The 20,001-nt window shown below is 72.5% G+C and carries 14 protein-coding genes; all 14 read right to left on the bottom strand.

The annotated features are described in order from the left end of the window. Positions 1–57: 57 nt before the first annotated feature. Entirely contained in the window at positions 58–3,147 is a 3,090-nt protein-coding gene (locus ACFYXE_RS05800; RefSeq protein WP_389309124.1) for an AAA family ATPase, read from the bottom strand. Positions 3,148–3,214: 67 nt separating this feature from the next. Then, on the bottom strand, positions 3,215–3,394 hold the full coding sequence (locus ACFYXE_RS05795; protein WP_361179714.1) for a hypothetical protein: 180 nt from the start codon (positions 3,392–3,394) through the stop codon (positions 3,215–3,217). A 193-nt stretch (positions 3,395–3,587) separates the two neighbouring features. Then, on the bottom strand, positions 3,588–4,265 hold the full coding sequence (locus ACFYXE_RS05790; protein ID WP_389309122.1) for a hypothetical protein: 678 nt from the start codon (positions 4,263–4,265) through the stop codon (positions 3,588–3,590). Positions 4,266–4,300: 35 nt separating this feature from the next. After that, positions 4,301–4,876, bottom strand: a complete 576-nt coding sequence (locus ACFYXE_RS05785) for a GNAT family N-acetyltransferase (RefSeq protein ID WP_389309120.1) — start codon at positions 4,874–4,876, stop codon at positions 4,301–4,303. Then, complete coding sequence (locus tag ACFYXE_RS05780) at positions 4,845–7,121, bottom strand: MMPL family transporter (protein WP_389309118.1); 2,277 nt, start codon at positions 7,119–7,121, stop codon at positions 4,845–4,847. The genes ACFYXE_RS05785 and ACFYXE_RS05780 overlap by 32 nt, the downstream gene beginning before the upstream one ends. A gap of 234 nt (positions 7,122–7,355) precedes the next feature. Further along, positions 7,356–9,464, bottom strand: a complete 2,109-nt coding sequence (locus tag ACFYXE_RS05775; protein WP_389309116.1) for a phosphocholine-specific phospholipase C — start codon at positions 9,462–9,464, stop codon at positions 7,356–7,358. 289 nt (positions 9,465–9,753) lie between these two features. After that, the gene (gene gatB, locus ACFYXE_RS05770) at positions 9,754–11,268 is read right to left on the bottom strand and encodes an Asp-tRNA(Asn)/Glu-tRNA(Gln) amidotransferase subunit GatB (RefSeq protein WP_389309114.1); all 1,515 of its coding nucleotides are present in this window, start codon (positions 11,266–11,268) and stop codon (positions 9,754–9,756) included. 16 nt (positions 11,269–11,284) lie between these two features. Further along, on the bottom strand, positions 11,285–11,524 hold the full coding sequence (locus tag ACFYXE_RS05765) for a hypothetical protein (RefSeq protein ID WP_361179732.1): 240 nt from the start codon (positions 11,522–11,524) through the stop codon (positions 11,285–11,287). Continuing rightward, on the bottom strand, positions 11,521–13,014 hold the full coding sequence (gene gatA / locus ACFYXE_RS05760) for an Asp-tRNA(Asn)/Glu-tRNA(Gln) amidotransferase subunit GatA (RefSeq protein ID WP_389309111.1): 1,494 nt from the start codon (positions 13,012–13,014) through the stop codon (positions 11,521–11,523). Before gatA ends, ACFYXE_RS05765 begins: the two co-directional genes overlap by 4 nt. Before the next feature lie 5 nt (positions 13,015–13,019). Next, positions 13,020–13,316, bottom strand: a complete 297-nt coding sequence (gatC, locus tag ACFYXE_RS05755; RefSeq protein WP_010984178.1) for an Asp-tRNA(Asn)/Glu-tRNA(Gln) amidotransferase subunit GatC — start codon at positions 13,314–13,316, stop codon at positions 13,020–13,022. 123 nt (positions 13,317–13,439) lie between these two features. Then, complete coding sequence (locus ACFYXE_RS05750; RefSeq protein ID WP_389309108.1) at positions 13,440–15,758, bottom strand: putative bifunctional diguanylate cyclase/phosphodiesterase; 2,319 nt, start codon at positions 15,756–15,758, stop codon at positions 13,440–13,442. Between the two features lie 314 nt (positions 15,759–16,072). Further along, positions 16,073–18,256 carry an NAD-dependent DNA ligase LigA gene (gene ligA, locus ACFYXE_RS05745; RefSeq protein WP_389309106.1) on the bottom strand — a complete coding sequence of 728 codons (2,184 nt, stop codon included), beginning with the start codon at positions 18,254–18,256 and terminating at the stop codon, positions 16,073–16,075. A gap of 30 nt (positions 18,257–18,286) precedes the next feature. After that, a complete protein-coding gene (locus ACFYXE_RS05740) occupies positions 18,287–19,300 on the bottom strand; it encodes a methionine synthase (RefSeq protein WP_389309104.1) in 1,014 nt (337 codons plus the stop codon). Further along, complete coding sequence (locus tag ACFYXE_RS05735) at positions 19,297–19,986, bottom strand: SDR family oxidoreductase (RefSeq protein WP_361179629.1); 690 nt, start codon at positions 19,984–19,986, stop codon at positions 19,297–19,299. The genes ACFYXE_RS05740 and ACFYXE_RS05735 overlap by 4 nt, the downstream gene beginning before the upstream one ends. Between the last annotated feature and the right edge of the window lie 15 nt (positions 19,987–20,001).

The following is a 20,001-nucleotide window of genomic DNA, read 5'->3' as shown; positions in this document are numbered from 1 at the left end:
CTGCCGTCAAGCGTAAGCGAGTCGGCCCAGAACCCACCGGGGCGGGAAACCCGCAGGTCAGCCCACGACCGACGGGTCCTCCACCGGGAAGAGCCGCAGCCGGTGGGCGAGGGCGGCCGCCTCGCCGCGGCCGGTGAGGGACAGCTTGGCGAGGATGTTGGAGACGTGCACGCTCGCCGTCTTCGGGGAGATGAAGAGCTCCTCGGCGATCTGGCGGTTGCTGCGGCCCACCGCGACCAGCCGCAGCACGTCCCGCTCCCGGCTGGTCAGGCCGAGCGCCTCGGCCGGGTCGGCGGGGACGGCGGTGGCGCGGGGCGTCTCGGCCGGGTTCAGGGTCAGCCGGGCCCGCTGGGCGAGGCCGGTGACGGAGTCGGCGAGCGGCCGGGTGCCGAGCCGCTCGGCGACCTCACCGGCCTGGCGCAGCAGGTGGGCGGCGCGGTCGCGGTCGGTGGATTCGGGGGCCAGGAGGGACTCGGCCAGGCGCAGCCGGGCCTGGGCCAGCTCGTAGGGGCGGTCCAGGGGTTCCAGGGCGGTGACCACGAGGGACCAGTCGTCGGGACGGTCGCGGCCCTCGGAGCGCAGCAGCTCGGCGCGGGTCCACTCGTCGTAGGCGCGCCAGAGCGGGATGGGGGTGGCGAGGGTCTTGGCGGCCGCGCGGATCTGTTCGACGGCCTCGGGGCGGCCGGGTTCGGCGGCGGGCAGGCCGCGGGCGTCGGCCTCCGTCGCGGCGGCGGCGAGCACCAGCGGCCAGCCGTACTTGTAGGTGCCCAGCGGGAGGCCGGTGGCGAGGCCGCGGGCGAACTCGGCGCGGGCGTCCAGGACGCGGCCTTCGGCGGCGGCGATGCCGAGGGCGATGCGGATGAGCAGGAGGAGGTACTGGGGTTGGGGATCGTGGGTGCCGAGATGGTGGTGGGCGGCCTGGACGTGCTGGGCCGCCGCGGTGAGGTCGCCGCGGAAGAGGGCCATGCGGGCGGTGCGTTCGGCGGCGGAGGCGCGCGGCTTGGAACTCTGGACGCAGCGCTGGGTGTGCACGACGGCTTCGGCGGCCTCGTCCCAGCGGCCGAGCGAGATGAGCGACTCGGCGGCGTTGGCCCAGACCCAGCCCTCGGTGTCGATCAGGCCGTACTTCCGGCAGAACTCGATGCCTTCCATCGCGACCTGGACGGCCTCGGCGGAGCGGCCGACGCCCTCGAGGGAGGAGGGGAGGTTGATGTGGGCCCGGCTCAGGTTGGTGACCAGGGCTTCCCGCACGACGCGGTCCCGGATCTCGTACATCTCGGCGAGGCCCTGCTCCGGGTCGCCGGCCTCGATGAGGAGGGCGCCGCGGGTGAGGCGGGCGTTGAGCTCGATGGTGTCGGCCTTGACCATGCGGGCGTACTCGACGGCGCGTTCGGCGGCGGCCATGGTCTCGGGCCCCGGGTCGTGCAGCATGCCCCAGGAGGCGCGGTGGACCAGGACGTCGGCGTGCACCTCGGAGGGCGGCAGGCCGCGCATCAGTTCCTCGGCCTTGGCTATCTCGTCCCAGCCGTTGCCGCGGCCGAGGGTGGAGACGAGCCGGGAGCGGGCGATCCAGAACCAGGCGGAGCGGTGCGGGTCCTGCTCCGTCTCCAGGATGCGCAGGGCGCGCTTGGTGATCTTCAGGGCGCGGTCGCGTTCGCCGCACAGCCGGCCGGCGACGGTGGCCTCCGCCATCAGGTCGAGGTACTGCAGCGGGGTGCCGGGGTCGCAGCCGCAGGCGGGGTAGCCCTCGACGTAGTCGGCGGGGCGCAGTTCGTCGCGGACGGATGCGGGGGCGCCGTCCCAGAGTTCCATCGCGCGTTCGAGCAGGCCCAGTTGCTCGGCGTAGGCGTGCCGGTGTCCGGCCTCGACGGAGGCGCTGAGCACGGCGGGCAGGGCCTTGGCCGCGTCGTGCGCGTAGTACCAGTAGGTGGCGAGGCGGGCGGCGCGCTGGTCGGCGGGGACCAGGGCGGGGTCGGCCTCGAGGGCCTCGGCGAAGCGGCGGTTGATCCGGGAGCGTTCGCCGGGCAGCAGGTCGTCGCTGACGGCCTCGCGGACCAGGGAGTGCCGGAAGCGGTAGCCGTCGCCGTCCGGCGAGGCGAGCAGGATGTTGGCGCCGACGGCGGCCCGCAGCGCCTCGATCAGGTCGTCCTCGCCGAGCCCCGCGACCTCGGCGAGCAGTTCGTACTCGACGGTGGAGCCGCCCTCGGCGACGATCCGGGCGACCCGCTGGGTGTCCTCGGGCAGTTCCTCGACGCGGACCAGGAGCAGGTCGCGCAGCGAGTCGGTGAGGCTCGCGCAGCTGGTGCCGTGGGAGGCGACGGCGAGCTCCTCGACGAAGAAGGCGTTGCCGTCGGAGCGGTCGAAGATGTCGTCGACCAGGTTCTGTTCGGGTTCGGCCGCGAGGATCCCGGCCATCTGGCGGGCGACCTCGTCCTTGCTGAAGCGGCCGAGCTCGATGCGCCGCACGGTGCGCAGCCGGTCCAGCTCGGCGAGCAGGGGGCGCAGCGGGTGGCGGCGGTGGATGTCGTCGGCGCGGTAGGTGGCGAGGAGGACGAGGCTGCCGCCGCGCAGGGTGCGGAAGAGGTAGGCGAGGAGGTGGCGGGTGGAGGCGTCGGCCCAGTGCAGGTCCTCCAGGACCAGGACGACGGTGCGGCCGCGGGAGAGGCGCTCCAGCAGGCGCGCGGTGAGCTCGAAGAGGCGGGCCATGCTCTGCTCGTCGGTCCGGCCCGCGGCGGCGTGGCCGTGCGGGGCGGGGGCGGCGAGCTCGGGCAGCAGCCTCGCGAGCTCTTCCTCCTGCCCCTCGGCCGCGGCGGCCAGCTCGTCGGGGAGCCGGCGGCGCAGGGCGCGCAGCGCGGTGGCGAAGGGGGCGAACGGCAGGCCGTCGGCGCCGATCTCGACGCAGCCGCCGAGCGCGACGACGGCGCCCCCGCGTTCGGCCGCGGCGGTGAACTCCTCGACGAGGCGGGTCTTGCCCACCCCTGCCTCGCCACCGAGCAGCAACGCCTGCGGCTCGCCCGGGCCACGGCCCCCGACTCCGTCGAGTGGGGTGCCCGTGGCGCGGGCGAGCGCTTCGTTGAGTACGCCCAGTTCGTCGGCTCGGCCGACGAACACCGGGCTGACGGACCTGGTCTCCACAGCCGCGAGCATCGCACAGTGTGTGCGCGGTGCGGCACCCGCTGTCCGCGGAGCGGTCACCGGTACCGGTCCGGTCACCTCAGGCGGCCCGCGTGAAGCGGCTCTTCCACGGCTGGGTGCTCACCCGCCCCTCGGCTTCGTCGCGGGCCGAGCGGCGGGCGGCGGCGCGGATCCTGCGGGCCTCGCCGAGCAGCCGGTGGTGGGCGGCGTCACGGCCCAGCTCGGCGGCGCGCATCTGGTGCATCTCGTACTCGAACATGTCGTTCCCCTTGGGTGGTGGTGGTGTCGCCGCCGTCGTTCTCGGCGATGTCTCCACTTTCGTGTCCCAGGTGGGTCGGCCACATCGGGCGGGTTCCGCATCTGTGCGGGGCGGGGGGCCTTAGGTACGACGAAGGGCGGGGCGGGGGCCTTAGCCCCTGCCCCGCCCGTGCCTTAGGTGCGGGCCCGACGGCTCAGGACGGTGCCGAGGGCAGCCCGAGCAGCAGGTCGGAGTACTTGGCGACGGCCAGGACGAGCCCGATCACGCCGAGCGCGACACCCGCCCACGCGACGGACTTGATCCACGGCGCCTGCTCCTTGCCGGGGGCGCCGAAGGCCGGGCGCACGAGCACCAGGAAGCCGACGACGAGCGCGGCGGCCGCGAAGATGCCGGCGATCAGTGCGGTGGCCTGCCAGGAGTCGCCGTACATGGCCTGGAGCTGGTCGGAGACGCTCGCGGACTGCTTGGTCTCCAGCTGGCCCATGATGTTCGAGCGAGCGCCCGCGATCGTGCCGAGCCAGCCGCCGGAGAGGCCGATCACGCCGAGTGCGGCGGAGACGACGGCGGCGGCGCCCTGGCCGACCCCGGTGGACCGGGCGACGACGGGCTCGGCGGCCAGGTCGTCGTCGGCGTCGTCATGGTCGGCCGCGTCGTCGTCCTCATCGACCGCGGTGTCGTCGGCGTGCGGGGCGGTCTTGGCCTTCGTGGCAGTCTTGGCGTCCGCCGTGTCCTCGGGCCCGGCGGCGTCGGCCGCTTCGGACGTCGTGACGTCGACCGTCTCCGGCTTCCCGGCCCCGGTCACTTCGTCGGCCTCGGCCCCGGTCCCGGCCGCACCCTTGGCGGCGGCCGCGTCATCTGTCTTAGTACCCATGCACCGCACCGTACGGACGGAGTCTGAGAGCTTCCTTAACGCGCGTCCGCCGCGTCCCGCTCGTCCCTGGCCGCCCGCCACTCGGGCGCGAGGACGGACCAGACCTCCATGTCGTGCCGGATGCCCTGCCACGGGAAGCTTTCGCGCAGGACACCGTCCTTGACGAAGCCGAGCCGCTTGGCGGCCGCCTTGCTGCGCTCGTTGCGCGAGGAGACGAGCCACTCCACGCGGTGCATGCCGCGCTCGTCCACGGCCCAGTCGATGAGGATCCTGGACGCCTTGTTGACCAGGCCGCGCCCGGCGGCGGACGGCTCCAGCCAGACACCGATCTCGCAGCCGTCGACGCCGGTGTCGAAGATCCGGAAGAGGACTCCGCCGACGAGGGTGCCGTCCAGCCAGATGCCGTAGAAGCGTCCGGTGTCGGCGGCCTGCTTGTCGGCGTAGATCTGCAGGTGCCTGCGCGCCGACTCCAGGTCCTTCACCGTCGCGGTGAAGGGCACCCAGGGGCCCGCGTACTCCCGCGCCCGCTCCGTGTGCTCCAGGAACTCCTGCGCGTGATACGGCTCCAGGGGCCGCAGCTCAGCGCCCTCGGCCAGCGATATCGCGAACATCCTGCTCCTCCCGCCCACTCCCGTGGTCGTCTGCGTCCCGCTGTCCGGGGATCGTCCGTCCCGGGATCCTCGCACGCGTGCCGTCCGGATTCGAACGACATTCGGGCGGCTCGATGCTGATGCGCGGCAGGAGGCGGTCCAGGCGGCGCGGCAGCCACCAGTTGGCGCCGCCGAGCAGGTGCATCAGCGCCGGTACGAGCAGGGTGCGCAGCACGAACGCGTCGAGCGCGACGGCCGCCGCGAGCGCGATGCCGAACATCGCGACGACCCGGTCGCCGCTGAGGACGAAGGCGAGGAACACCGAGATCATGATGACGGCCGCGGAGTTGATCACACGGCTGGTCTCGGCGAGGCCGACGCGCACGGCCCGCCGGTTGTCGCCGGTCTCCAGCCACTCCTCGTACATCCGGCTGACCAGGAAGACCTGGTAGTCCATGGACAGTCCGAAGAGGACGGACACCATGATCACGGGGAGGAAGGGCTCGATCGGGCCCGCCCTGCCGAGTCCGAGCAGCTCGCTCCCCCAGCCCCACTGGAAGATCGCGACGACGACGCCGAACGCGGAGGCGACCGCGGCGACGTTCATCGCGGCGGCCTTCAGCGGGATGCCGACCGACCGGAAGGCGAGCAGGAGCAGCACGCAGCCCAGGCCGATGACCACGCCCACGAAGAGCGGCAGCTTGCCGACGATGATCTCCGCGAAGTCGTCGTAGCTCGCGGTGACGCCGCCGACCTGCGGGTCGAGGGAGCTGTCCGCGGCGGCCGCGGGCAGCACGTCGTCGCGCAGCCGGTCGACGAGCTCGCTGGTCGCCTCGGACTGCGGCGCCGAGTCGGGCACGACGGTGAGGAAGGCGGCGCGCCCGCTGTCGGCGTACGTCACCGGGCCGACGGAGGCGACCCCTTGGGTCGACCCGAGCGTCGTGACGAGGTCGTCGAGGGCCGTCCGGTCACCGGCCCCGTAGACCTCGCTGACCACGGTCAGGGGTCCGTTCACGCCGGGCCCGAAGCCGTCGGCGAGCAGGTCGTAGGCCTGGCGCGTGGTGGCCTTGGCCGGGTTGTTGCCCTGGTCGGACGTGCCCAGGTGGAGGGCGAAGGTGGGCAGCGCGAGCACCGCCATGACGAGGACGGCGAGCACGCCGAGCAGCCGCGGGTGGCGCTCCACGAAGGCCGCCCAGCGGGCGGCGAACCCGGTCGGCAGTTCGGGTTCGGGTCCGTGCGCGGCGCGGCGGCGGCGCTCGCGGCGGCTGAGGGCGCGCGGGCCGATCCGGGCGAGGAGGGCGGGCAGCAGCGTCACGGACGCGGCGACGGTGAGGACGACGGTCAGCGAGGCGGCGATCGCGACGCCGTTGAGGAAGCCGAGCCGCAGGATGAGCATGCCGAGCAGGGCGATGCAGACGGTGGCGCCCGCGAAGACCACGGCGCGGCCGGTGGTGGCGACCGCGCGTTCGGCGGCGACGGCCACCGGCAGGCCCCTCTTGAGGCCCTTGCGGTGCCGGGTCACGATGAACAGGGCGTAGTCGATGCCGACGCCCAGCCCGATCAGGGTCCCGAGCATCGGGGCGAAGTCCGCGACGGTCATCAGGTGGCCGAGCAGCACGATGCCCGCGTAGGCGGTGCCGACCGACACCAGGGCGGTGGCGATGGGCAGCAGGGACGCGGCGAGCGAGCCGAAGGCGAGGAAGAGGACGACCGCGGCGACGGCCACCCCGACGATCTCGGCGGTCCGGGCGCTCTTGGACTCGGTGAGCCCGACGGCGCTGCCGCCGAGCTCGACCTGGAGGTGGTCGGAGTCGGCGGCCCTTGCGGTGTCGACGACGGCCTGCGCGTCGGCCTTCGCGAGGTCGTCGGCCTGCTCGCGGAAGGTGACGGTCGCGTACGCGGTGCGGCCGTCGGCGCTGATCCGTCCGGCGCCCCCGGCGTCGTACGGGCCGGTCACGGAGGCCACCGCGGGCAGGGCGGCGATCTTGTCGAGGGTGCCGGACATGGTCTGCTCGATGTCGGCGGCGCGCGCCGACGTGCCCGGTCCGGTGTGCCAGACGACGGTGTCGCTGTCGCCGCCGAGGCCGGGGAAGTTGTCCGCCAGGAGCCGGCCGGCGCGGCCGGACTCGGTGCCGGGCACCTCGTAGTCGTTGGAGTACGCGGATCCGGCGACGGCGGCGGCCGAGGCGGTGCCGCCGAGGGCGAGGAGCCACAGCAGGACGACGACGAGGCGGTGTCTGACGCACCACCGGGCGAGTGCTGCCACGGACCGGCTCCCTGGATGTTCGTGGATCTTCACCGGAGCGACAGTCGGTCAACTGGACAGCCCGCAAAGAACGCATGAGTGGCGACATGAGCGCCGCAGTCACCTTCGCAGCCCTTGAAGATCCTTGGTCCCTTTCGTGGTCTTACTCACAAGGGCACAAGGAGTGCGCGCACGCCGCACGAGGAGCGCGCGGGGGCCCGCCCGGAGCCCCCGCGCGTCGGCGCGCGCCGGGCCTCAGCCCGAGACGCTCGCGCGCCCGTTCTCGATGTGGCCCATGAGCCGGCGACGGAAGGCGGAGTCGTCGCCCGCGGTCACCTCGACGTCGTACCAGCCGTGCTCGTCGGCGGTGTGCCAGGCGACCGTGCGGCTGCTGCGCGCCTTGACGCGGACGGTACGCGTCCGCGACCTGATGTCCGATTCCTCCACGTAGCCGAGCGGCTTGACCGTGAAGACGAGGTCGTGACGGCCGCGGTTGGCCAGGGTGAGGTGGATCTCGCGGCGGGTGATCGCGGAGGCGAGCCGCGCCCCGCCGTCCCGGTCCCCCTTGCCGCCCGCGAACTCGCGCCGGAAGCCGTTGGGTCCGGTGACGGTGAAGGCGTACGCGTCGCCCGGCACCGGCACGGTCCAGCCGCCCTTGCGCACGACGTCCTGGTGCTGCGGAATCGTGAACTCGCCGGCGTACGGGTAGAGCGCGAAGTGCGCGCTGGAGCGGCCGCCGTTGCGCAGCCGCACCTCCACCGTGCCGTCCTCGCCGGGCCTGGCGTCCGCGTCGGGCTGGTAGGGCAGCGGGCGCGCGCGGCGGGTGCCCGGCTCCTGGACCGGCATCGCCTGCTTCAGGGGCGGCTGCGGGGACCAGCGGCCGCTGAACGGGGGGATGGCGCCGGGCTGCTCCACCTCGGGCCTGCGGTGCCCGCGGTGGAAGTCGAAGGCGCCGGTGAGGTCGCCGGTGACCTTGCGGCGCCAGGCGCTGATGTTGGGCTCGCGCACGCCCGTCCACTTCTCCAGGAACCGGACGACGGAGGTGTGGTCGAAGACCTCGGAGCAGACGTACCCGCCGACGGTCCACGGCGAGACGACGAGCATCGGCACCCGCGCGCCGAGCCCGGTGGGCCTGCCCTCCCAGCGCTCCTCCCGCTCCTCGGCGGAGTCGCCGCCGGGCACGGGCGGCGGGACGTGGTCGAAGAAGCCGTCGTTCTCGTCGTAGTTGATGAAGACGGCCGTGCGGCGCCACACGTCGGGGTGCGAGGCGAGGGCGTCGAGCACCTTGTAGACGATGGTCGCGCTGTGGATGGGCGAGGAGACGCTGGGGTGTTCGGAGTCGACCGCCGACGGCACCAGGTAGGTGACCTTCGCGAGCCGGCCCTTGGCGACGTCCCGGGCGAACTCCTGGGCGAGGGTGCCGGTCGGCACGCGGCGCAGACCGCGCTCGAAGAGGGACCGCTCACGCTTGTCCAGCGTGCCGACGCCCTCCTCCAGGGCGGCCAGCAGCCGGGCGCGCTCCGCCTCGTCCTTCGCGTCGCGCACCTTGGCGTAGAAGGCCTCCATGTAGGTGAGGCCGGTCGCGGCCAGGACCTTGCGGGCGATGGCCTTGAAGGTGGTGAAGAACTCGATCTGGTTGTCGGTGAAGTTCTCCCACTCGGTGTACGTCCGCCAGCTCACGCCCGCCTTCTCCAGGCGTTCGGCGTACGTCCCCCAGCCGTAGCCGGGGTGCGTGCCCTCGTCGTAGGCGTCGTTGCCGACGGCCCGCTTGCCGTTCGCCTCGTAGCCGGTCTTCCCGCTCCACAGGTGGTTGCGGTTGGGGCTGGTGGAGGTGTGGATGGACGAGTGGTAGGCGTCGCAGACGGTGAAGGTGTCGGCGAGCTCGTAGTGCAGCGGGATGTCCTCGCGCGTGTAGTACGCCATGGTCGCCGCCGTCTTGGCGGTGATCCAGCCGTCCATCCAGCCGTCGTGCCAGGCCTTGGCGCCGCCGCCCCAGGAGTGGTCCAGGGCACCGATGTACTGGAGGTCCTTCTTCTGCGTCTGCGCGGCCTGCCGGACCGGGAAGGGCAGGACGGTGCGCAGGCCCGCGGGCTGCTCGAACACCGAGGTCCCGCCCGGGAGTCGGACGGCGTTGCGGTCGCCGAAGCCGCGGACGCCGCGCAGGGAACCGAAGTAGTGGTCGAAGGACCGGTTCTCCTGCATGAGGATCACCACGTGCTCGATCGTGTCGAGACCGCCGTGCCGCGGCGGCTCGTGCGCGAGCGCCTCCTGCAGCGAGGGCGGCAGGAACGAGCCGACGGCGGCGGCGCCGAGCGCGCCCCCGCCGATCGCCATCAGACGTCTGCGCGAAATCTCCGGAGTCACGTGCGACCTCCCAGTCCACATCCAATGGTTCTCTGACGATCCATTGACCTGTTCGGCGGGGACGCTAGTGACGTCCGGTTTCCCTGTGAAGGCCGTGGGACGAAGTCGGGGTGAACGTCCAAAAGGTGTCGGTCGCGCGGGCGTTGACGGGGCGCGCCGCACCCACCGCCCCGAGGGCGTGCCGGGTACGGGAAACGCCCCGAGGGCGTGCCGGGCACGCGAAAGGGGCGGCGCACCCCTCGGGTGCACCGCCCCTTCCCCGTACCGCAGTTGCCTGCCGGAGCGGGCCTCAGCCCTCGCTGACGCCCAGCTTCTCCAGGATGAGCTCCTTGACGCGGGCGGCGTCGGCCTGGCCACGGGTGGCCTTCATGACGGCGCCGACCAGGGCGCCCGCGGCCGCGACCTTGCCGCCGCGGATCTTGTCCGCGACGCCCGGGTTCCCCGCGATGGCCTCGTCGACGGCGGCCGTCAGCGCGCCCTCGTCCGAGACGACCTTCAGGCCGCGCTTCTCGACGACCTCGTCCGGCGAGCCCTCGCCCTTCAGGACACCCTCGATGACCTGGCGGGCCAGCTTGTCGTTCAGGTCACCGGCGGCGACGAGCTCGGTCACCCGGGCGACGTGCGCCGGCGTGATGGGGAGCTCCTCCAGGGTCTTGCCCGACTCGTTGGCGTTGCGCGCCAGTTCGCCCATCCACCACTTGCGGGCCGACGCCGCGTCGGCGCCCGCCTCGGTGGTGGCGACGATCGGGTCGACCGCGCCCGCGTTGAGGATCGACTGCATGTCGTGCTCGCTGATCCCCCACTCCTCGCGGAGGCGGTTGCGGCGCACGCGCGGCATCTCGGGCAGGCCGGCCCGCAGCTTCTCGACCCACTCGCGGGCCGGGGCGACGGGGACGAGGTCGGGCTCCGGGAAGTACCGGTAGTCCTCGGCGTTGTCCTTGATGCGGCCGGAGGTGGTGGAGCCGTCCTCCTCGTGGAAGTGCCGGGTCTCCTGCACGATGGTGCCGCCGGAGCCGAGGACCGCGGCGTGCCGCTGGATCTCGTAGCGCGCGGCGCGCTCCACCGAACGCAGCGAGTTGACGTTCTTCGTCTCGCTGCGGGTGCCGAACTCCTGCTGCCCCTTGGGGCGCAGCGAGAGGTTCACGTCGCAGCGCATCTGGCCCTTGTCCATCCGGGCCTCGGAGACGTCCAGCGCCTTGATGAGCTCGCGCAGCTCGGCGACGTACGCCTTGGCGACCTCGGGGGCCCGCTCGCCCGCGCCCTCGATCGGCTTGGTGACGATCTCGATGAGCGGGATGCCGGCGCGGTTGTAGTCCAGGAGGGAGTGCGAGGCGCCGTGGATACGGCCCGTCGCGCCACCGACGTGCGTGGACTTGCCGGTGTCCTCCTCCATGTGGGCGCGCTCGATCTCCACGCGGAAGATCTCGCCGTCCTCCAGCTGGACGTCCAGGTAGCCGTTGAAGGCGATCGGCTCGTCGTACTGCGAGGTCTGGAAGTTCTTCGGCATGTCCGGATAGAAGTAGTTCTTCCGGGCGAAGCGGCACCACTCGGCGATCTCGCAGTTCAGCGCGAGGCCGATCTTGATCGCGGACTCGACGCCGATCTCGTTGACGACCGGCAGGGCGCCGGGCAGGCCGAGACAGGTCGGGCAGGTCTGGCTGTTCGCGTCCTGCTTGAGCGCCGTGGAGCAGCCGCAGAACATCTTGGTCTTGGTGCCGAGCTCGACATGGACCTCGAGGCCCATGACGGGGTCGTACGTCGCGAGGGCATCCTCGTACGACACCAGGTCAGTAGTGACAGTCACGGTGAAACTTTCCCTCTCAGCCCAGCAGGACGTCGTCGTCGCCGAGGCGCTTGAGCTCGCGGAAGAGCAGCGCGACGCCGGTGGCGATGGCGGCAGCGGAGACGACGGCGTCCACGAGCCGGAGCGTGTCGTGGTCATAGCGGGCCTTCTTGGCCTGCTTGAGCACGCTGACGGCACCGAAAGCGGTGGTGCCGATCGACAGGTACGTACCGGTCTTGGACTTCTTGAAGCCCTTGGCCTTGTTCAGTGCACTCACAGCGACGGTGCCTCCTCGAGGAGCGGGTGCCCCCACTTTTCCACGAAGGCGGCCTCGACGGCGGCGCCCACCTTGTACAGGCGGTCGTCCTTCATGGCGGGAGCGATGATCTGCAGTCCGACGGGCAGGCCGTCCTCCGGCGCGAGGCCGCAGGGCAGCGACATGGCGGCGTTGCCCGCCAGGTTGGTCGGGATGGTGCACAGGTCGGCCAGGTACATCGCCATCGGGTCGTCGGCGCGCTCGCCGATCGGGAAGGCGGTGGTCGGCGTCGTCGGGGAGACGATCACGTCGACCTGCTCGAAGGCCGCCTCGAACTCGCGGGTGATGAGCGTGCGGACCTTCTGGGCGCTGCCGTAGTACGCGTCGTAGTAGCCGGAGCTGAGCGCGTACGTGCCGAGGATGACGCGGCGCTTGACCTCGTCGCCGAAGCCGGCCTCGCGGGTCAGCGCGGTGACGTCCTCGGCGGACCGGGTGCCGTCGTCCCCGACGCGCAGGCCGTAGCGCATGGCGTCGAAGCGGGCGAGGTTCGAGGAGCACTCGGACGGGGCGATCAGGTAGTACGCGGAGAGCGCCAGGTCGAACGTCGGGCAGTCCAGCTCGACGATCTCGGCGCCCAGCGACTTGAGCAGCTCGACGGACTCGTCGAAGCGCTGCACGACACCGGCCTGGTAGCCCTCGCCGCGGAACTGCTTGACGACGCCGACGCGCATGCCCGCCACGCTGCCGTTGCGCGCGGCCTCGACGACCGCGGGGACCGGGGCGTCGATGGACGTCGAGTCGAGCTCGTCGTGCCCGGCGATGACCTCGTGCAGCAGCGCGGCGTCGAGCACCGTGCGGGCGCAGGGGCCACCCTGGTCCAGGGAGGACGAGAACGCGACCATGCCGTAGCGGGAGACGCCGCCGTAGGTCGGCTTGACGCCGACCGTGCCGGTGACGGCCGCGGGCTGGCGGATGGAGCCGCCGGTGTCGGTGCCGATGGCCAGCGGGCTCTCGTACGCGGCGAGGGCCGCGCTGGAGCCGCCGCCGGAGCCGCCGGGGATGCGGGTGAGGTCCCAGGGGTTGCCGGTGGGGCCGTAGGCGCTGTTCTCGGTGGAGGACCCCATGGCGAACTCGTCCATGTTGGTCTTGCCGAGGATGACGACGTCGGCGGCCTTCAGGCGCTTGGTGACGGTCGCGTCGTACGGCGGGATCCAGCCCTCGAGGATCTTCGAGCCGACGGTGGTCGGCACGCCCTCGGTGGTGAAGATGTCCTTGAGCGCGAGCGGGACGCCGGCCAGCGGGCCGAGCTTCTCGCCCTTGGCGCGCTTCTCGTCGACGGCGCGGGCCTGCGCGAGGGCGCCCTCGCGGTCGACGTGCAGGAAGGCGTGCACCTTCTCGTCGACGGCCTCGATGCGGGCCAGGTGGGCCTCGGTGACCTCGACGGCGGTGAGCTCGCCGGAGGCGATCCGCGCCGCGATCTCGGCGGCGGTGAGCTTGATGATGTCCGTCATGTTCTTTAGTCCTCCCCCAGGATCTGCGGCACCTTGAAACGCTGCTGCTCCTGGGCCGGGGCGCCCGAGAGCGCCTGCTCGGGGGTGAGCGACGGACGGACCTCGTCCGCGCGCATGACGTTCGTCAGCGGCAGCGGGTGCGAGGTCGGCGGTACGTCTTGGTCGGCGACCTCGGAGACGCGGGCGACCGCGCCGATGATGTCGTCGAGCTGTCCGGCGAAGTGGTCGAGCTCCTCGGCCTTCAGCTCCAGACGTGCAAGGCGGGCGAGGTGGGCGACCTCCTCGCGCGTGATGCCAGGCATGCGGCGGTCCTCAGGGGTGAGTGTGCGGGTTGTGGCCCCAATCCTATGGGGCGGTGTGGTGTGCCCGTGAAACGGTTTGCCCACCGCCGCCCCGCGGCCCTCCCCCGAAGGGCCGGGACCCGGTCAGACCACGTGCCCCGAGGACTGCCCCACGTCGGAGCCCTCCGCGGAGGCCGCCGCCTCGGCGGCGACGTCCGCGGGGCGGCGCCAGCCGCGCGAGCCGCGCGCCCGCAGCCACGCCGTCGTCTCCTCGGCGGGCATCGCCGCGGCGACCAGCCAGCCCTGCACCGCGTCGCAGCCGAGGTCGCGCAGCCGCTCCCAGGTCTCGTCGTCCTCGACGCCCTCGGCGACGACCAGCAGGCCGAGCGAGTGGGCGAGGTCGACGGTGCAGCGGACGATCTCCGCGTCCTCGTTGTCGATGGCGAGGCGGGCCACGAACGAGCGGTCGATCTTCAGCTCGCTGACCGGGAGGCGGCGCAGGTGCACCAGGGAGGAGTAGCCCGTGCCGAAGTCGTCGAGCGACATCTTGACGCCGTGGCCGGTGAGCCCGGCCAGCGTGTCCGCCGCGCGCTGCGGGTCCTCCAGCAGGACGTGTTCCGTTATCTCCAGCTGCAGGGCGCCCGCGGGGACGCCGTGCCGGGCCAGGCGCGCCGCGACCGCGCCGGCGAAGCCGGGGGTGTGCACGTCGCGCGGCGAGACGTTGACCGCGACGGGGACCTTCAGGCCCTGCGCCTGCCACTTCGCCACCTGGGCGAGGGCCGTCTCCAGGACGTACTCCGTCAGGTGCGGCATGAGGCCGGAGGACTCGGCGATGGCGATGAACTCGTCGGGCGGCACCTTGCCGCGCTCGGGGTGCACCCAGCGCACCAGCGCCTCCAGGCCCGCGACCTTGCCGTCGAAGCGGACCTTGGGCTGGTAGTGGAGCTCGACGTCGCCCGCGTCCAGGGCGCGCCGCAGGTCGCCCAGGAGACCGAGGCGGTCGGGGGTGTTGGAGTCCCGCTTGGACTCGTAGACCTCGACGCCCGTGCGGTCGCGCTTGGCCTGGTACATCGCGACGTCCGCGCGCCGCAGCAGGCCCTCCGCGTCGAGCGCGTGGTCGGGGAAGACGGCGAGGCCGGCGCTGGCCTCCAGGACGAGGGTGAGGCCGTCCAGGTCGAGCGGGGAGCCGAGGGCCGCGACCAGCTGGCGCGCCACCCGGGTGGCCGACGTGGTGGAGTCGGCGACCGGCAGGAGCACCGCGAACTCGTCGCCGCCCAGGCGCGCGGCCTCCGCCCCGCGGGGCAGGGCGACGCGGAGCCGGTCCGCTATCTGCAGCAGCAGCCGGTCCCCTGCGAGGTGGCCGAGGGTGTCGTTGACCGAGCGGAAGCGGTCCATGTCGATCAGCATCAGGGCGGACCGCGCGCCGAGGCGCTCCGCGTCGTCCAGGGCCGTCCAGGTGCGCTCCAGGAGCCACTGGCGGTTGGGCAGTCCGGTGAGCGGGTCCCGCAGCTGCTCCTCGGCCCGGGCGCGGGCGATCCACAGGGTGGAGTCGAGGGCGACCAGCGGGATCGCGAAGAGGGGCAGCAGGATCGGCAGGGAGATCGCCACGACGCAGATCAGCGGGGCGATGCCGAGCAGCGCGACGCCGAGCAGACCTTGGCGGACCAGGGCCGTTCGGGTGACGGTGGGCAGGGCGCCGGTGCGGGGCGCGTGCACGTACCAGAGCAGGACGCGGGTGACCGCGAGGTAGGCGACGGCGACCAGGGCGACCTGGGGGGCGGTGTAGAGGTCCCAGGTCTCGGGCAGCCAGGGCGATTCGGCGCTCGGCGCGGTGCCGAAGGCGGCTAAGGCGAGCGCGCCCGCGCCGATGCCGAGGATGTCGACGGCGCCGTGCAGCACGCCCTGGCGCCAGCGGTGCCGGCGGGCGACGCCGACCAGGACGACGACGGTGAGGCTGACCATGCCGGCCGGCACCCAGCCGTAGAGCAGCAGGACGGCGACGGTCAGGGCGCCGCCGGAGCCGGTGCCGCCCCACCAGCGGTCCCGGCCGAGGGCGACCAGGTGGCCGACGATGAGGCCGGTGAGGACGGCGAGGGACCAGCCGGCCGCGCCGGTGGGGAACAGGGCGTGTCTGCCGGTGACGGCCTGGAAGAAGCCGGTGCCGAGCAGCACGGCGGCCGCGCCGACGACCGTGACGGGCAGCAGCGGCCAGGCCTCGCGGGCGTCGTGCGCGGCGGCGGCGCCGGTGCCGGCGAGGGCGCCGCTGTCCGCGCCGCACGCGGCCGCGGACGTCCAGGCGCGCTCACGGGGTTCCACCGCGGTGCTCAGGGTGCCGGGCGGGGTGCCCGGGGTGCCCGGGTCGGTCGTCGTCGCGGTCCGGCGGCCGCGCAGCCAGGCTCCCGGCGCGCGCCACAGGCGCGCGCGCAGCCGTGAGTCCGGGGCGGCGCTCTCGGTCGGTTCCATTCCCGTCCCTCTCACAGCCGGCGGTGCCCACGCCACACGGACCCGGCCCGTGGTCGGCCGCGTCCGAATTTCCTTCCCCGTGCTCGCGTCGAGCAAGGAGATGCACTGCTCCCGAACTCGTGCCGAGCAGGGGATGCCCCCTTCCACGCTCTGAATGAGCAGGAGATACCCCGTTCGCAGCGGGGCACGGCAGGCGCACACCTCAACAGTAGGCCGCAGAAGGCTTCCACGGGCAGCGGTCGACTACGGTTGCCCGAATGCGACCCGGCCACCCGTATGCATCTGGTATGCGCTGAACGGGTGGCCTTCAACCGCTACTCCTCGGTCGGAAGCGCAACTTCCGTTGCCGCGTCCGGTCCCTGTTCGAGCAGGACAGCGAAGCCTTCCTCGTTGAGAACCGGAACCTTCAACTGCATGGCCTTGTCGTATTTCGATCCCGGGTTGTCACCCACGACCACAAAAGCGGTCTTCTTCGAAACGGAACCGGTCACCTTGGCTCCCCGGGTCTGCAGCGCCTCTTTCGCGCCATCCCGGGTGTGGTGCTCCAGCGTTCCGGTGACGACCACCGTGAGGCCTTCCAGCGGACGGGGACCCTCGTCCTCGCCGCTCGACTCCTCTTCCATGCGCACCCCGGCAGCCCGCCACTTGCGCAGGATCTCCCGGTGCCACTCCTCGGCGAACCACTGTTTGAGCGAGGCCGCGATGGTGGGGCCTACGCCCTCCACGGCGGCCAGTTCCTCCTCGGTGGCCTGTTCGACGCGGTCGATGGAACGGAACTCGCGGGCCAGCGCCTCGGCCGCCACCGGGCCGACGTGCCGGATCGAGAGACCCGTGATGACGCGGGCGAGCGGCCGCTCCTTGGCCGCCGCGATGTTCTCCAGCATGGCGAGGGTGTTCTTCTTCGCCTCGCCCTGCTGGTTGGCGAAGAAGGTGACGACCTTCTCCTCACCGGTCTTGGGGTCGCGCTTGGGCAGGCCGGAGTCCTGGTCCAGCACGTACGACTTGATGGGGAGGAGCTCCTCGACCTTCAGGTCGAAGATGTCGCCCTCGTCGCGGATCGGCGGCTCGGCGGGCTCCAGCGGTCTGGTCAGCGCGGCCGCGGCGACATAGCCGAAGTTCTCGATGTCCAGGGACTTGCGGCCCGCCAGGTAGAAGAGGCGCTCGCGCAACTGGGCCGGGCAGGAACGGGCGTTGGGGCAGCGGAGGTCGATGTCGCCCTCCTTCATGGGCCGCAGCGCCGTCCCGCACTCGGGGCACTCGGCGGGCATCACGAACTCCCGCTCGGTGCCGTCCCGCAGGTCCACGACGGGGCCGAGGATCTCCGGGATGACGTCGCCCGCCTTGCGGATCACGACGGTGTCGCCGATGAAGACGCCCTTCTTCTTCACCACGTCCTGGTTGTGCAGGGTGGCGAACTCCACCTCGGAACCGGCGACGGTGACCGGCTCCACCTGGGCGTACGGCGTGACGCGGCCGGTGCGGCCGACACCGACGCGGATGTTGATCAGCTTGGTGTTGACCTCCTCGGGCGCGTACTTCCAGGCGATGGCCCAGCGCGGGGCGCGCGAGGTGGAGCCGAGGCGGCCCTGGAGCGGGATCTCGTCGAGCTTGACGACGACGCCGTCGATCTCGTGCTCCACGGAGTGGCGGTTCTCCCCGAAGTACGCGATGAAGTCCCGCACGCCCTGGAGGTCGTCGACCCGCTTGTTGTGCTGGGCGGTGGGCAGGCCCCACTCGTGCAACAGCTCGTAGGCATGGCTGAGGCAGTCGATGTCGAAGCCCTCGCGCGCGCCGATGCCGTGCACGACCATGTGCAGCGGGCGGGTCGCCGTGACGCGCGGGTCCTTCTGGCGCAGCGAACCCGCCGCGGCGTTGCGCGGGTTGGCGAAGGGCTTGTCGCCGGCCTCGACCAGGCGGGCGTTGAGCTCCTCGAACTTCTCCATCGGGAAGAAGACCTCGCCGCGGATCTCCACGAGGGCGGGGACGCGGTCGCCCTTGAGGCGCTGGGGGATGTCCGCGATCGTCCGCACGTTCGGCGTGATGTCCTCGCCGGTGCGGCCGTCGCCGCGGGTGGCGGCCCGGGTCAGCCTGCCGTCCTCGTACGTCAGGTTGACCGCGAGGCCGTCCACCTTCAGCTCGCACAGGAAGTGGTATCCCGGCGAGCCGACCTCCTTGGCGACGCGCTCGGCCCAGGCGGCGAGCTCCTCGTCGTCGAAGGCGTTGTCCAGGGAGAGCATGCGCTCGCGGTGCTCGACCGCGGTGAACTCCGTTTCGTACGAACCGGAGACCTTCTGGGTCGGCGAGTCCGGGGTGCGCAGCTCCGGGTGCTCCTGCTCCAGGGCTTCGAGAGAACGCAGAAGTGTGTCGAACTCGGCGTCGCTGACGACCGGTTGATCCTTCACGTAGTACCGGAAGCGGTGCTCCTCGATCTGTTCGGCCAGCTGGGCATGCTGATCCCGTGCCTCGGCGGGCACAGAGCCTTGCTGTTCGACAGCCACCGTTACGTCCTCCCGTTACGTCATACCCAATTACTCAGGGTTGTCTGCGAGCGATCTCGCCGCCCTGACGCAGTGGGCGTGCGCCGCGCGCGCGTACGCGGGTGATGCGCCCGCGAGCCCGCACGACGGAGTGATCACGACCGACTCCGCGAGTGATCCCGGATTCAGCCCCAGCCTGCGCCACAGCGTCCTGACACCCATGACGCTACCGGCAGGGTCTGACAATCGGCCGTCCACGCCCGGCACGACACCGGCGAAGAGCCGGGTGCCTCCCTCGACCGCCTCACCGATCGCCTCGTCGTCACGCTCGGTGAGGAGCGAGAAGTCGAACGAGATGCCGTCGGCGCCGGCGCGGCGCAGCAGTGCGAACGGCACGTCCGGCGCGCAGGAGTGCACCACCGTGGGCCCGTGCTCCCCCTGGACGGCCAGCACGTCCCGCAGCGTGCTCTCGACGACCTGGCGGTCCACGGCGCGGTGCGTGCGGTACTCGCTCGCCGTCTTGATCCGTCCGCGCAGGACGGCGATGAGCGAGGGCTCGTCGAGCTGCAGGACCACCTGCGCGCCGGGGACCCTGCGGCGCACGTCCGCGAGGTGCGCGCGCAGGCCTTCGGCGAGCGATCCGGCCAGGTCACGGCAGGCGCCGGGGTCGGAGAGCGCGGCCTCGCCGTTCTTCAGCTCCAGGGCGGCGGCGAGCGTCCAGGGGCCGACGGCCTGGACCTTGAGCGGTCCCTCGTACCCCTGGGTGAACTCCTCCAGGGCGTCGAGGTCCTCGCCGAGCCAGGCCCGCGCCCGCCGGGTGTCGCGGCCGGGGCGGTCGCCGACGCGCCAGCCGCTGGGCTCCACGCGCGCGTACAGGTCGACGAGGAGTCCCGCGGTACGGCCGATCATGTCGGCGCCGGGTCCGCGCGCGGGCAGCTCGGCGAGGTAGGGCATGCCCTGTTCGGGTCCCTCGAAGCTGCCGGTGACGGTCTTCGCGGCCTCGCGGGCGTCGCCGCCGGGCATCGACCCGACGCCGGTCGCCGGGCCCCCACTGAACGCCGTCATCGCCCGGGCCGCACCGTCAGGTCGTTGACCTCCGCGTCGCGCGGCAGGTCCAGGGCCATGACGATCGTCGTGGCGACCGACTCGGGGTCGATCCAGCGGGCGGCGTCGTACTCCTTGCCCTCCTGCTGGTGGACCTTGACCTGCATGGCGCTCGCGGTGCGGCCCGGGTAGACGGACGTGACCCGGACGCCGTTCGCGTGCTCCTCGTGCCGCAGCGAGTCGGCGAGCGCCTTCAGGCCGTGCTTGGAGGCGGCGTACGCGGACCATTCCGGGCCCGCGCTGAGCCCGGCGCCGGAGTTGACGAAGAGCACGTGCCCCTGGGCGAGCCGCAGTTGGGGCAGGAAGTGGCGGGTCAGCTCGGCGGGGGCGATGAGGTTGACGTTGAGCTGGTGGCGCCAGGACTTGGGGGTGAGCTCGCCGACCGGACCGAGGTCGACGACGCCCGCGATGTGCAGGAGCGAGTCCACGCGTGCGGGCAGGGCCTGGTGGCCGAAGGCCCAGGAGAGCTTGTCGGGGTCGGAGAGGTCGCCGACGAGGGTGCCCGCGCCGGGGAACTCGGCGGCGAGCTCCTTGGCGCGGCCCGCGTCGCGCGCGTGCAGGACGAGGTCGTCGCCGCGGGCGTGGAGGCGGCGGGCGACGGCCGCGCCGATGCCGGAGCCGGCGCCGGTGATCACATGTGTTGCCATGCGCCCATCGTCCCA

This window comes from Streptomyces sp. NPDC002564 (assembly GCF_042889645.1).
Taxonomy (GTDB): Bacteria; Actinomycetota; Actinomycetes; order Streptomycetales; family Streptomycetaceae; genus Streptomyces.
Note: the sequence above shows the minus strand (reverse complement) of the source record. Positions and strands in the feature narration are given on the sequence as shown.

What these genes read in the sequence shown, in the direction of transcription:
- ACFYXE_RS05750 (WP_389309108.1), bottom strand. Translation starts at nt 15,758, where the DNA reads ATGGAACCGACCGAGAGCGCCGCCCCGGACTCACGGCTGCGCGCGCGC.
- ACFYXE_RS05740 (WP_389309104.1), bottom strand. Translation starts at nt 19,300, where the DNA reads ATGACGGCGTTCAGTGGGGGCCCGGCGACCGGCGTCGGGTCGATGCCC.
- gatA (WP_389309111.1), bottom strand. Translation starts at nt 13,014, where the DNA reads ATGACGGACATCATCAAGCTCACCGCCGCCGAGATCGCGGCGCGGATC.
- ACFYXE_RS05735 (WP_361179629.1), bottom strand. Translation starts at nt 19,986, where the DNA reads ATGGCAACACATGTGATCACCGGCGCCGGCTCCGGCATCGGCGCGGCC.
- gatC (WP_010984178.1), bottom strand. Translation starts at nt 13,316, where the DNA reads ATGCCTGGCATCACGCGCGAGGAGGTCGCCCACCTCGCCCGCCTTGCA.
- ACFYXE_RS05785 (WP_389309120.1), bottom strand. Translation starts at nt 4,876, where the DNA reads ATGTTCGCGATATCGCTGGCCGAGGGCGCTGAGCTGCGGCCCCTGGAG.
- ACFYXE_RS05795 (WP_361179714.1), bottom strand. Translation starts at nt 3,394, where the DNA reads ATGTTCGAGTACGAGATGCACCAGATGCGCGCCGCCGAGCTGGGCCGT.
- ACFYXE_RS05800 (WP_389309124.1), bottom strand. Translation starts at nt 3,147, where the DNA reads ATGCTCGCGGCTGTGGAGACCAGGTCCGTCAGCCCGGTGTTCGTCGGC.
- ACFYXE_RS05790 (WP_389309122.1), bottom strand. Translation starts at nt 4,265, where the DNA reads ATGGGTACTAAGACAGATGACGCGGCCGCCGCCAAGGGTGCGGCCGGG.